Below are 12,984 nucleotides of genomic sequence, written 5' to 3'. Positions count from 1 at the left end.
ATCAATACCGCCCATTTTTTATCGGTCTATTATCGAGATTATTAACGTTAACAGAGATTAAGCCTTTTTGATTTTTCGCGGGTAGACTCGTACCAGTTTAATGCGGTTTTCTTCTAACTGGACAATTTCCATCGGATGATTAGCAACTTTAACACTTAAGTGAGTTTCTGGGATCTCTTCCAAATGCTCTAAAATCAGTCCGTTCAGGGTTCTTGGTCCATCGGTTGGTAATTTCCATTTTAAGCTTTTATTAATATCGCGAATATTAGCACTGCCTTCGATTAAGAAGCTGCCATCACCTTGTGGCGTGATCTCTTCAGCCAAGCTTGGCGCCATTGAGGTGGTAAATTCACCGACAATCTCTTCTAGAATATCTTCCAAGGTAATCAGACCAATAATATCGCCGTACTCATCAACGATAAGACCAATTCTTTGTTTATTACGTTGGAATTTTAGTAGCTGGACATTAAGCGGTGTCCCTTCCGGAATAAAATACACTTCATCAGCGGCCCGAAAGAGCGTTTCTTTATTGAATTCGTTTTTTTCTAACATTAACCGTGCCGCTTCGCGTAAGCGCAGCATACCGACGGCTTCATCAATATTGTCTCGATACAGCACCACTCGACCGTGAGGGGAGTGGGTCAGTTGGCGAATGATCGACTTCCAATCATCATTGATATTGATACCCGTAATTTCATTACGTGGAATCATGATGTCATTCACCGTCACATGTTCTAAATCAAGAATGGATAACAGCATATCTTGGTGACGACGAGGAATAAGCCGTCCAGCATCGTTAACAATGGTGCGTAGTTCTTCAGAGCTGAGAGGGTCATCGCGTGTGTGTTTGGCATTAAGACCCAATAAGCGGATAAAACCGTTGGTAATGAAATTGATAAAAACCACTAATGGAGAAAGCACTTTCATTAGAAAGGTCAGCACAACACTGCTGGTATAAGATACCCGCTCAGGATAAATCGCAGCTAGCGTTTTCGGGGTCACCTCCGCGAAGACGAGAATCACAAGAGTTAATACGCCGGTTGCTATGGCGACACCAATGTCACCGTACAATCGCATACCAATGATCGTGGCAATCGCAGAGGCGAGGATATTGACTAAGTTATTGCCAATCAGGATCAGGCCGATTAAACGGTCTGGACGACTGAGTAACCGTTCAACGCGTTTAGCGCCCTTATGACCAGTACTCGCTAGATGCTTAAGACGATAGCGGTTAAGCGCCATCATGCCCGTTTCTGAGCCGGAGAAGTAGGCAGATATAACGATAAGACACGCGAGTAGCGCAAATAAGATACCCGTTGATATGTCGTCCAAAACGCTTTGTTTCCTTATAGATGATCAATAATAAAAAGAAGATAGTATCCGCTTCCTACTGGAAGTTATATCGGTGCTAGCCGTGTTGGCTTGACCCCATTCACATTGTTATCTCTGTTTGTGAGGGCAGCTTACTCACTGGCTGTCTACCTGTTACTCCAAGTGGTTTGAGGATGAATTTTTATTTCGCAATACAATACTCTGAGTTTATATGGGGATTAAGTCCACCGTTTTCATCCATCGTTAGATCTAAATAGGCGTTATTTACCATAATGATAGGTTGAGGAAGTCATGAATAAACAGACCTTAGCGCAGAATAATCTCTCTGACAAATCGACTGCCAAAGTAAGCCAAGGTAAGTAATGTCGCCCCAGCAACGGCAAACCAAGTAACTTTACGTCCTCGCCATCCTTTTTGATAATGACCCCATAATAAAATCGAGTAAATGATCCAAGCGATGAACGATAAAATGCCTTTATGTGCTTTACCTTGAGCAAACATATCTTGCACAAAAAGAGCGCCGGTTAATAATGTCCCGGTCAGCAGAACGTTGCCGATTAAAATAATTTTAAATAATTGGCGCTCGACCATCATCAAGGGCGGTAAATTAGGGTTGATGGATAAGCCTTTCTTTTTTTTCAATTTGTAATCAAGCCAAGCGAGCTGTAAAGCGTATAATGCACCAATGGATAAGGTTGAATAAGAAAAAAGGGCTAAGGCGATATGGACCATTAGCTCTGGCTCACGCTCTAAATGAGTGATAAAGGTGCTCGGCAGAAAAGTCGCCAAGAATAAATTGATTGCTGAGAAGCTGTATACCACCGGCAGTAAAAACCATAAGCGTACCTTGAACATCGCTAAGCTCATCACCAAAGCAATGATAAAGCTGATCAGTGATGCGACATTAAGAATACTGAGGTTTTGTCCACTGCTGTGAAAAATTAAGCCACTGAGTAACCAGGCATGAAAAAAAAGCCCCAATGTGGCGCTAATAAAAACAGTCTTTGCCTTAATACCCGTTTGGTTAAGCAGTCCAGGGATAATCGTGGCAATCGATAAAAAATAAAGCGTAGCGGCAACAATAGCGATTAGGTTATCCATGCTGGTCACAAATTTGGTGGCTGAGTTGGCGAATTATACCTTGCCAAACCTTAATGAGCTACGTTGGATCGCAATCGTTTTTGAGAGTTGAGATATCGACAGATAACCCAATCTAATAAAGAAACTCGACAGCTAGCTTGCAATGGGTATGCCTAAGCAGTTGGCTAAGGTATACTCAGGCGCATTGGTCGCCTAATCGCGAAGAGAAAAACATGTTTGAAAATTTAACCGATCGTTTATCTAAAACCCTAAAGAATATTAGTGGTAAAGGTCGTCTTACCGAAGACAATATAAAAGATACCCTGCGCGAAGTTCGTATGGCGCTACTCGAGGCTGATGTTGCTTTGCCGGTGGTGCGTGACTTCGTTAGTCGAGTAAAAGAGAGTGCAGTGGGGGTTGAGGTTTCCAAGTCTTTAACGCCTGGGCAAGAGTTTATTAAAATTGTTCGTCATGAGCTTGAGACCGTTATGGGAGCCGCGAATGAAGCGTTGAATCTCGCGGCGCAGCCTCCAGCGATCATTTTAATGGCGGGTTTACAAGGCGCAGGTAAAACGACCAGTGTCGGTAAACTCTCTAAGTTACTTAAAGAGCGTGATAAGAAAAAAGTACTGGTGGTTTCTGCAGACGTTTACCGTCCTGCGGCAATCAAACAGTTAGAAACGTTAGCCAATGACTTAGGCGTCGATTTCTTCCCTTCATCAGCGGATCAAAAGCCGATTGATATTGCTAACGCTGCAGTCGATCACGCTAAGAAGAAATTTTACGATGTCTTGATTGTCGATACGGCGGGGCGATTAGCGGTTGATGAAGTGATGATGGCAGAAATCAAAGCCCTTCATTCCGCCATTAATCCGGTAGAAACGTTGTTCGTCGTTGACGCAATGACAGGACAAGATGCCGCGAATACCGCCAAAGCGTTTGGTGATACTCTACCACTCACCGGGGTGATTTTAACCAAGGTTGATGGTGATGCACGTGGCGGTGCGGCTTTGTCGGTACGTCATGTGACCGGAAAACCGATTAAGTTTTTAGGGGTCGGAGAAAAAACCGATGCTCTTGAAGCTTTCCATCCGGATCGCGTTGCCTCGCGTATTCTAGGTATGGGCGATGTCTTATCATTAATTGAAGATTTGCAGCGTAATGTTGATCAAGACAAAGCTGAGAAGTTGGCCAAAAAATTCAAAGAGAAAAAAGGCTTTGATTTAGAAGATTTTCGCGAACAATTAGGTCAAATGAAAAATATGGGTGGCATGATGGGAATGCTGGATAAGCTTCCCGGAATGTCACAGCTTCCTGCGGGGGTAAAAGATAAAGTCGATGACCGCATGTTCAAGCAAATGGAAGCCATCATCAATTCGATGACCATGAAAGAGAGACAAAATCCCGATTTAATCAAAGGCTCTCGTAAAAAGCGCATTGCGGCAGGCTCAGGAACACAAGTACAAGATATTAACCGGTTACTAAAACAGTTTACCCAAATGCAAAAAATGATGAAAAAAATGCAAAAAGGTGGCATGAAAGGCATGATGCGTAATATGCAAGGCATGATGGGCGGCGGTGGTTTTAACCCGTTTGGTCGCTAAAAAAAGCGAGGCTTGAGTTTTCTTTAAGCCGGTTTGTTTTTTGTCTCTTTTTAAAGCTGTTACCTAAATCACAAAGTTAAAATGCAATTTATGCTGGTGAAAAAGTAGCTAAACCCCTTGCAAAGCCTCGGAATAAGAGTAAAATTCCGAGGCTTTATTTTGGCACGAGACCCCAAACTGTTTTAAGTAAATAGTTTCTGGGGTTAATTTTATTTTTGAGAAAGCAAAGAGGACGACATGGTAACCATTCGTTTGGCACGTCACGGCGCTAAAAAGCGTCCATTTTATCAAATCGTTGTAGCTGATAGCCGCAACTCAGCAACTGGCCGTTTCATTGAGAAAGTTGGCTTCTTCAACCCAACAGCAGCGGGCAAAGAAGAAGGCCTACGTGTTGATCTAGATCGCGTGAACCATTGGGTATCACAAGGCGCATCTCTATCTGATCGCGTAGCTAAACTAGTTAAAGACGCTCAAAAAGCGGCTTAATGACCAGTAGCAACTAGTTTATGTCGATGAAAGGCAAACAGACAATGAGCGAGCAAGGCGAGAAAATTGTTGTAGGCAAGTTTGGTGCTTCTTATGGCATTCGTGGCTGGCTTAAAGTTTTGTCCTACACAGACAATGCTGAAAGCATTTTCGATTATAGCCCTTGGTTGGTAAACCAAAATGGTGAATGGGTTGAGTACAAAGTAGAAAGTTGGAAGCGCCATAACAAAGGTTTGGTGGCTAAACTTGAAGGTCTTGATGTGCGTGAAGATGCTCATCTATTGACTAACTTTGAAATTTCAATTGACCCAGCTTCATTACCTGAGCTGTCAGAAGATGAATTCTACTGGCGTGAATTGTTTGGAATGCGAGTGGTGACAACGCAAGGTTATGACCTTGGTGAAGTTGTCGATATGTTAGAAACTGGCTCCAACGATGTTCTCGTAGTGAAAGCGAATCTTAAAGATGCTTTTGGGCAAAAGGAACGATTAATTCCGTTTCTTGAAGAGCAAGTGATCAAACAGATTGATCGCACCGCTCAACGGATCGAAGTTGACTGGGATCCTGCGTTTTAACTCTAAATCGATAAGGCGAAGAACACATGTGGGTTGGCATTATTAGCCTATTTCCTGAAATGTTCCGTAGCGTAACGGATTTTGGAGTCACAGGCCAAGCGGTAAAAAAAGGGTTATTATCCGTACAGAGCTGGAATCCACGCGATTTCGCTCACGACAAACGTCATACGGTCGATGATAAGCCTTACGGTGGTGGTCCTGGTATGTTAATGATGGTGCAACCTTTGCGTGACGCCATACATGCAGCCAAAGCAGCCGCACCGGGCGAGACGAAAGTGATTTATCTCTCCCCTCAAGGTCGTAAACTCGATCAGCAAGGGGTAGAAGAGCTGGCGAAGAATGACAATTTATTGCTCATTTGTGGCCGCTACGAAGGGATAGATGAGCGCGTTATACAATCAGAGGTTGATGAAGAATGGTCAATCGGTGATTTTGTAATGACTGGGGGTGAAATTCCAGCCATGACGTTGATTGATACCGTCTCCCGTTTTATTCCGGGTGTATTAGGTGATTTCGCGTCAGCAGAAGAAGATTCTTTTGCTAATGGCTTATTAGATTGCCCACACTACACGCGCCCTGAAGTATTGGATGGAAAAACCGTACCTGCGGTATTGATGTCTGGTAATCATCAGGAAATTCGTCGCTGGCGATTGAAACAGTCGTTAGGCCGCACTTGGCTAAGAAGACCAGAGCTCCTGGAAAACCTAGCTCTGACTGACGAACAGGAACAATTACTGGCTGAGTACATTAAAGAGACTCAACAGTAACCTATTAAATTTAGTATCAGTTTATTCTAGGAATTTAAAAACATGAGTAATATCATCAAGGCTCTAGAACAAGAGCAAATGAAACAAGACCTACCTAAATTCGCACCAGGTGACACTGTTGTGGTTCAAGTTAAGGTAAAAGAAGGTGATCGTGAGCGTCTACAGGCTTATGAAGGCATTGTAATCGCTATCCGTAACCGTGGTCTACACTCAGCTTTCACTGTACGTAAGATTTCTAACGGTGAAGGTGTTGAGCGTACGTTCCAAACTCACTCTCCAATCATCGCTAGCATTGAAGTGAAGCGCCGTGGTGCAGTACGTCGTGCCAAATTGTACTACCTACGCGATCTATCTGGTAAAGCAGCTCGTATTAAAGAGAAGCTTACTAAGAAATAATGCTAGAACTCGCGTTCTCATTGAAAAAACGGAGCCTAACGGCTCCGTTTTTTTATCTGTTTTTGCTGTAGGAGAATCAATCAAACAGTGAGCTTATTCTCGGCTATCTTCGGCAATCGTCACTGGCACAATCATCTCTTGCCCTTTACGTAGCAGGGTAAACTCAATCACACTGCCAGGGCGCAGATCGGTAACCATATCCATGACGCTCTGCCGACCGTTAATTTTTTGCCCATCGATTTTTAAAATAATGTCACGAACCATAAATCCGGCTTGGGCGGCAGGCCCATTGGGATCAACCCCGAGAACCACAATACCACCGATATGATCACTACCCAGTAGACGGGAAGTCACGGCATTAATATCTTGTCCATCAACGCCGATATAGCCCCGAATTACTCGCCCATCGGCGATGATTTTTTCCATGATTTTATTAGCCAGAACAAACGGAATCGCAAAAGAAATTCCATAGGTCTCTAATTCAGTCGCCTGTTGAAAAGAGGCGGTATTAATGCCGACTAACTCACCTTGCGTGTTGACTAAAGCCCCCCCTGAATTACCTTCATTAATTGCCGCATCGGTCTGAATAAAGGCTTGTCGACCATCAGCACTGATCGATGAACGGCCGGTTGCAGAGATAATGCCGAAGGTAGTGGTTTGGCCTAAGTTATAGGGATTGCCAATAGCGAGTACCACATCTCCCACTTTGGCATGATAGTTAGGATTTTGAGGAATGACGGGTAAGTTATTGCCTTCAATTTGTAAAATAGCGATATCGGTGCGTCGATCTTGGCCCACCAATTGTGCCGCCGCCACTCGACCATCTTGCAAGGCGACAATGATTTGATCGGCCTGAGCGATCACATGGTAATTGGTGATGATATAACCTTTTTCACTGACAATAACGCCGGAGCCGAGGCCTTGTGTTGATAATTTGCTGCGATCGTTTTCTGAATATTTTCGACTGTAGATATTGACTACGGCTGGAGCTGCTCGGCGTACCGCGTCATTAAATGAAATTTGTAACGAGGCAATATGAGCGGGTTGAGCGCTCGGTTTAACGACCAGATGAGCTCGTAATGAAGGCGTGACTACAATCACCGCGAGTGCGATAACCAACCCAAGCCCAATAGAGCGAATCAGATAAATCAGCATGTTTTCCCCAAATATATTCATGCCACTGAACTTAACATGGATACGATGTCGCTAACTAAGAAACCTGACAATGCGGCATTAATGATGCACTATCTTGATTAACTTCATCAGACCTAATGAGATAGTCTCAGGAGGCTGACAGTATTTGCCGCTGATTGGTACCTTCCAGTAATGTGGGTTGAGGTGTAATGAGAGGCGTGTTTCAAGGATACCATCACCAGCCGAAATAACAAAAGGCAGCGTAGTGATCGCTGCCTTTGAAAGATAGATGCTCGTTGTTGAGTGATTAACGTATAACAAGATAGAGTGTTCTATCACCGCGCTGTATATTCAGCGCCAGTATCGCTGGTGATTGCTCTAATACTGCTCTGAACTCGGCGATATTTCTGACTCGCTTACGGTTAACCCCAATGATGATGTCATCTTGTTGTAGTTGATAAGCTTCAGCGGTCGAGCCTTTTTCTACCTGAGTGATTTTAACCCCTTGAATACTATCACTTGCGGTTGTGTTGGACAGCTCTGCACCGGTCAATCCTTGATGCAGATTATCCGCTTTGGTTTTATTAACCACTTGCTCTTCTAAGGTCACGGTGAAGGTTTTGTCTTTACCATCACGAACCACACCTAGCTTCACTTTTTTACCCGGTCCCAGTGTGGCGACATTGGCTCGCAATTCGGAGAAAGTATCGATTTTCCGGCCATTGATTGAGACGATGATATCACCAGCTTTTATTCCGGCTTTATCCGCTGCGCTGTCTGCGACGACTTGACTCACAAACGCCCCTTTGCTTGAGGTATAGCCTAAAGCTTCCGCCAGTTCAGATGAAATCTCTCCCCCTTGTACACCAAGCATGCCGCGTTTGACTTCTCCAAACTCAATGATTTGATCGGTGAGGTTTTTCATCATATTGGATGGGATCGCAAAGCCAATCCCTACATTACCCCCATTAGGGCCTAAAATAGCGGTATTAATACCGATCAGTTCGCCATTGAGATTCACTAATGCACCACCAGAATTACCACTGTTGATCGCTGCATCGGTTTGAATAAAGTTTTCAAAATTTTCTAAATTTAAGCCGCTACGGCCCAGCGCCGAGATAATGCCAGAAGTGACCGTTTGTCCAAGACCGAAGGGATTACCAATCGCGACCGCAAAGTCACCGACGCGTAATTGATCGGAATCGGCGATTGGCATCTCAGTAAGATTCGTAGTGGTGTTGATTTTCAGTAAAGCCACATCAGACATCTGATCACCGCCAACCAATTCTGCACTAAATTCTCTGCCGTCATACAACTTGACGCGAATTTTTTCTGCATCATTAATTACGTGATAGTTGGTAACAATATAACCTTTACTGGCATTAATAATGACCCCAGAACCGAGCCCTCGAAAAGGGCGTTCTTGAAACTGTTCCGTTGGGAAATTAGGACCAAAAAAGAAACGAAATTGATCAGGGATACGCTGACGAGCAACTTGAGTCCCCTCTACCGCGATACTGACTACGGCGGGTGTCACCGTTTCTAGCATCGGAGCCAGGCTAGGCAGTGTTTGGCCTTGTACTGCAATGGGTAATGCCGCATTAACCTGCAATGGTGTGATGAGGGAACTTAAGCTTAAAGAGAGAGCCGTTAAAACAAGCAAAGGTTTTTTCATCGTAACAATCCTCGTAAATAAATGCTTCATGAAAGTAATATTTGTCTTGAACAAAAAAACTTCAATAGGCTGAGTGAAAGTTATGACTTAAAAACCTTTACAAAGTTCATCATTGTGTTGCGAATTGAGTCTTCAGTACCCATTGCATGCTCCCTGATCAATCTATTGGAGGGAGCAAAAGGTTTAATTCACTTTACTGTGAATTACATCTGAAGAACGTAGGATGGTTTTCGGTTCATTTTTTAATAACCCGGTCGCCCCTTGTGCATAATCTTTAGGCGGCTGCTCAACGAGTTCTTGTTTTGGCTCGTTGTCTTTATGTTGAGCCATTTTTTTCATAAACGGATTATCTTGTTCTGGAAGATTAGGCTGTAGCTCCGTGGCTGTTTTCGCCATATGTTGATAGAGCTTGGTATAATCTTTGCCAAGTGTATCAAGCATTTCTGCGGTTTGAGCAAAATGATCGGCCAGCTCTTGGCGCTGTTGGTCCATGGCAAATTTTGCGTTATCCAGCTCTTTTTGCAGAGACTTTTGGTTTTTGTAGTTGTCAGCGGTCAAGCGTGCAATAACGACTCCGACAACCATCCCCACTATTAGGCCTACAACGGCATAAATCCAAGGCATAACGACTCCTTATTGTTGTTATTTAACATGTTTTTTACGGGTTGGTTACACATGCTGTAGTGACATGTTACTATGAGAGTGATATTCGATAAAGCAAAATGCATGTGCGCCTGATGGCAGTTTTTATTCCTTAGAGATACAGTAAGTAATCATGACACCGAAACAGCGATACGAACAAGATTTAAAACGCTCAGGATTTCAACACGATGCCGCGCAAGCTCTCGCCGTCGAGGCGTTGGATGCGCTCCATCATCAGTTATGTGAATTTATTAATCAACCGGTGGTTCGACCTTCGCGTTGGAAAAAATGGCTGGGTATTACATCACCGACGATGACCGTACCTCAGGGGCTGTATTTTTGGGGAGGCGTCGGGCGAGGGAAAACCTATCTTATGGATACCTTTTTTGATGCTTTACCGACCGAGAAGAAAATGCGCGTCCATTTCCATCGTTTTATGTATCGTGTGCATGATGAATTAAAGCAATTGGGCGAAATCAGCGATCCTCTTGAATCGGTCGCTGAAAAATTTAGCCAAGAAGCCGTCGTGATCTGCTTTGATGAATTTTTTGTCTCAGACATTACCGATGCGATGATCTTAGCTACTTTATTGCAAGGACTATTCGCTCGCGGTGTGGTTTTGGTTGCAACCTCGAATATTCCGCCAGCAGAGCTCTATCGTAATGGTTTGCAGCGGGCTCGTTTCTTACCCGCTATTGCACTGATTGAGCAGCATTGCCACATTTTGAATGTTGATAGTGGTGTGGATTATCGCTTGCGAACGCTACAGCAAGCCGAAATTTATCATTCGCCATTAGATGAACAAGCGCAGCATAATTTAGACAAGTATTACGCTCAGTTGGTGAGTAGTGATAAAGAGTTCCAGACGCAAATTGCCATCAATCATCGCCAATTAACAGTGGTCAAAGCCAGTGATGGCGTATTGTATGCGACGTTTGCTCAATTGTGCCAAACGGCTCGTAGTCAAAATGACTATATTGAACTGTCTCGTGTTTATCATACCGTCTTACTGGCTGAGGTAATTCAGATGGGGCCACTCACTGAGGATGCTGCTCGTCGATTTATCGCTTTAGTGGATGAGTTTTATGAGCGTCATGTCAAACTGATTATTTCGGCGCAGGTGAAGTTAGAAGAGCTCTATGCTGGAGAGCGGTTAAGTTTTGAGTTTAAACGCTGTCAGTCAAGATTGATTGAAATGCAAAGCCATGAGTATTTGGCGAAAGCACATTTACCTTAAAAAGAGCCCAAAACGCTGCGCGACTATGTTGATTGAAATTGATGGTGACTATTCTCGATGCGGATGAACCTTCATTAATTCACTTTATGTAATGCTATTTGTTGTTTATTGACTGATTTTCGAAGCGAGATAGTGATTGGCAGAGTTTTTTGTGATTTTAAGCAAAAAAAGGTGATTTTTTCCGCTCTCTTCTCTATAATCCTGCAACCCACCGTTACTGCGGCCTTTTAGGCCAGAGTGCCATCCACTCGAAGGGGTGATGTCTGGGCTCTTAGACAGTGGGAGCAAATGCTCCTTTAAGTGTAAATTTTAATTAACGGGTTATTGTTAGCATGAAAACTTTCGTTGCTAAACCAGAAACTGTAAAACGCGACTGGTACGTTGTAGACGCTGAAGGTAAAACTCTTGGCCGTCTTGCAAGTGAAATTGCATCTCGCCTACGTGGCAAACATAAAGCTGAATATACTCCACACGTTGACACTGGTGATTACATCATCGTTGTAAACGCGGAGAAAGTTACTGTAACTGGTAACAAGGCTAAAGGTAAAATCTACCACCGTCACACTGAGTTCCCTGGCGGCCTGAAATCAATCAGCTTTGAAAAGCTGATCGATCGTAAGCCAGAAATGGTTCTTGAACTAGCGGTTAAAGGTATGCTTCCACGTGGTCCTCTAGGCCGTGCTATGTACCGTAAGCTGAAAGTTTACGCTGGCGCTGAGCACAACCATGCTGCTCAACAACCAAAAGTACTAGACATCTAATTGGGGATTTCGGAAATGGCAGAGAATCAATACTACGGCACTGGCCGTCGCAAAAGCTCAGCTGCACGTGTTTTTATTAAACCAGGCAGCGGCAACATCGTAATCAACAAGCGCAGTCTTGATGAATACTTCGGTCGTCCAACTTCGCGCATGGTGGTTAAACAGCCACTTGAGCTTGTTGAAATGACAGAGAAATTTGACCTATACATCACTGTTAAAGGTGGTGGTATTTCTGGTCAAGCTGGTGCTATCCGTCACGGTATCACTCGCGCTCTTATGGAGTACGATGAATCACTACGTCCTGCACTACGTGCTGCTGGCTACGTTACTCGCGACGCTCGTTGCGTTGAACGTAAGAAAGTTGGTCTACGTAAAGCACGTCGTAAACCTCAATTCTCTAAGCGTTAATCTTTTTCAAAGATTATCCTTCAGCTTCGGCTGGATTGTGGTTCGAAAAGCTCAGCATTTGCTGGGCTTTTTTGTATTGGTAATAACGGATTACATGGCGAGTGTTATTACGCTTAAGAAAGAACATTAGCGTGATGAGCACGAAATATGCTATTATGCCATGCTAATTTTTGATTATTCGAATCATCAATGGAGGCTAAGCCTCCATTGTTTTTATACTTGTAAGTGTGTGCTGGAGGGCTCCATGGCTGTAGCTGCCAATAAACGTTCTGTGATGACTCTATTTTCGAGTGCGTCTGATATGTATAGCCATCAGGTACGTATTGTGCTGGCTGAAAAAGGTGTCAGTGTTGAAGTTGAACTGGTTGATGAAGATAATCTGCCTGCTGAACTTATCGAACTGAATCCCTATAAGTCGGTCCCAACGCTGATTGATCGTGAGCTTGCGCTGTACGATTCAAAAATCATTATGGAATACCTAGATGAGCGTTTTCCTCATCCACCTTTGATGCCAGTTTATCCGGTCGCTCGTGGTAATAGTCGTTTAATGATCTATCGTATCGAAAGAAACTGGTATTCATTAGCGGATAAAGTGATTCGTGGTAATGCTAGCGAAGCGGAAGCGGCTCGTAATAAACTGCGTAACGACTTATTAACGCTTGCGCCGGTATTTGCCGAATACGAATACTTCATGAGCGAAGAATTCAGCTTAATTGACTGCTATCTCGCGCCATTACTATGGCGTTTACCAGTCTTAGGTATTGAATTAATTGGTCCTGGTTCTAAAGAATTAAAAGTCTACATGAATCGTGTATTTGAGCGTGATTCATTCTTAGCCTCTTTGACAGAAGCTGAGCGTGAGATGCGCCTGTCGCGTTAATCGGTGT

General features: G+C 43.8%; 14 protein-coding genes. 9 read left to right on the top strand and 5 right to left on the bottom strand.

The features are described 5' to 3' along the window. Positions 1-57: 57 nt before the first annotated feature. Together FKN93_RS04260 and FKN93_RS04255 are read right to left on the bottom strand one after the other, a co-directional pair. Positions 58-1,332 (bottom strand): CNNM domain-containing protein, encoded by a 1,275-nt coding sequence (locus FKN93_RS04260; protein WP_154169133.1) that lies wholly within the window; start codon positions 1,330-1,332, stop codon positions 58-60. A gap of 306 nt (positions 1,333-1,638) precedes the next feature. After that, positions 1,639-2,433: an inner membrane protein YpjD gene (locus tag FKN93_RS04255; RefSeq protein ID WP_170904558.1), complete on the bottom strand. Its 795-nt coding sequence runs from the start codon at positions 2,431-2,433 to the stop codon at positions 1,639-1,641. Positions 2,434-2,645: 212 nt separating this feature from the next. Here FKN93_RS04255 and ffh point away from each other — a divergent pair, with 212 nt between their 5' ends. From ffh to rplS, 5 genes are all read left to right on the top strand, one after another. Then, on the top strand, positions 2,646-4,016 hold the full coding sequence (ffh, locus tag FKN93_RS04250) for a signal recognition particle protein (protein ID WP_004395978.1): 1,371 nt from the start codon (positions 2,646-2,648) through the stop codon (positions 4,014-4,016). Between the two features lie 237 nt (positions 4,017-4,253). Then, complete coding sequence (gene rpsP, locus FKN93_RS04245; protein WP_004395977.1) at positions 4,254-4,502, top strand: 30S ribosomal protein S16; 249 nt, start codon at positions 4,254-4,256, stop codon at positions 4,500-4,502. A 20-nt stretch (positions 4,503-4,522) separates the two neighbouring features. Further along, on the top strand, positions 4,523-5,077 hold the full coding sequence (rimM, locus tag FKN93_RS04240) for a ribosome maturation factor RimM (protein ID WP_040904685.1): 555 nt from the start codon (positions 4,523-4,525) through the stop codon (positions 5,075-5,077). Positions 5,078-5,103: 26 nt separating this feature from the next. After that, positions 5,104-5,844, top strand: coding sequence for a tRNA (guanosine(37)-N1)-methyltransferase TrmD (gene trmD, locus FKN93_RS04235; RefSeq protein WP_170904557.1), 741 nt, complete (start codon positions 5,104-5,106; stop codon positions 5,842-5,844). A 42-nt stretch (positions 5,845-5,886) separates the two neighbouring features. Beyond that, complete coding sequence (rplS, locus tag FKN93_RS04230; protein WP_004395974.1) at positions 5,887-6,240, top strand: 50S ribosomal protein L19; 354 nt, start codon at positions 5,887-5,889, stop codon at positions 6,238-6,240. A 93-nt stretch (positions 6,241-6,333) separates the two neighbouring features. On the opposite strand, the gene degS is transcribed toward rplS, so the two are convergent. The 3 genes from degS to zapG form a co-directional block, all read right to left on the bottom strand. Beyond that, positions 6,334-7,395: an outer membrane-stress sensor serine endopeptidase DegS gene (gene degS, locus FKN93_RS04225; RefSeq protein ID WP_161425087.1), complete on the bottom strand. Its 1,062-nt coding sequence runs from the start codon at positions 7,393-7,395 to the stop codon at positions 6,334-6,336. A gap of 286 nt (positions 7,396-7,681) precedes the next feature. Next, the gene (locus FKN93_RS04220) at positions 7,682-9,049 is read right to left on the bottom strand and encodes a DegQ family serine endoprotease (RefSeq protein ID WP_154169127.1); all 1,368 of its coding nucleotides are present in this window, start codon (positions 9,047-9,049) and stop codon (positions 7,682-7,684) included. Between the two features lie 183 nt (positions 9,050-9,232). Next, positions 9,233-9,673 (bottom strand): Z-ring associated protein ZapG, encoded by a 441-nt coding sequence (gene zapG / locus FKN93_RS04215; RefSeq protein ID WP_004395971.1) that lies wholly within the window; start codon positions 9,671-9,673, stop codon positions 9,233-9,235. Positions 9,674-9,824: 151 nt separating this feature from the next. Here zapG and zapE point away from each other — a divergent pair, with 151 nt between their 5' ends. The 4 genes from zapE to sspA all read left to right on the top strand — a co-directional run bounded on the left by zapE (position 9,825) and on the right by sspA (position 12,977). After that, the gene (gene zapE / locus FKN93_RS04210; RefSeq protein ID WP_158137839.1) at positions 9,825-10,928 is read left to right on the top strand and encodes a cell division protein ZapE; all 1,104 of its coding nucleotides are present in this window, start codon (positions 9,825-9,827) and stop codon (positions 10,926-10,928) included. A 332-nt stretch (positions 10,929-11,260) separates the two neighbouring features. Continuing rightward, the gene (gene rplM / locus FKN93_RS04205; protein ID WP_004395969.1) at positions 11,261-11,689 is read left to right on the top strand and encodes a 50S ribosomal protein L13; all 429 of its coding nucleotides are present in this window, start codon (positions 11,261-11,263) and stop codon (positions 11,687-11,689) included. A 15-nt stretch (positions 11,690-11,704) separates the two neighbouring features. Next, complete coding sequence (gene rpsI, locus FKN93_RS04200; protein WP_004395968.1) at positions 11,705-12,097, top strand: 30S ribosomal protein S9; 393 nt, start codon at positions 11,705-11,707, stop codon at positions 12,095-12,097. 244 nt (positions 12,098-12,341) lie between these two features. Continuing rightward, complete coding sequence (sspA, locus tag FKN93_RS04195; protein ID WP_004395965.1) at positions 12,342-12,977, top strand: stringent starvation protein SspA; 636 nt, start codon at positions 12,342-12,344, stop codon at positions 12,975-12,977. Positions 12,978-12,984 lie beyond the last annotated feature (7 nt).

The sequence above is a fragment of the Vibrio sp. A8-1 genome (assembly GCF_013048685.1).
Lineage (GTDB): Bacteria > Pseudomonadota > Gammaproteobacteria > Enterobacterales > Vibrionaceae > Vibrio > Vibrio metschnikovii.
Note: the sequence above shows the minus strand (reverse complement) of the source record. Positions and strands in the feature narration are given on the sequence as shown.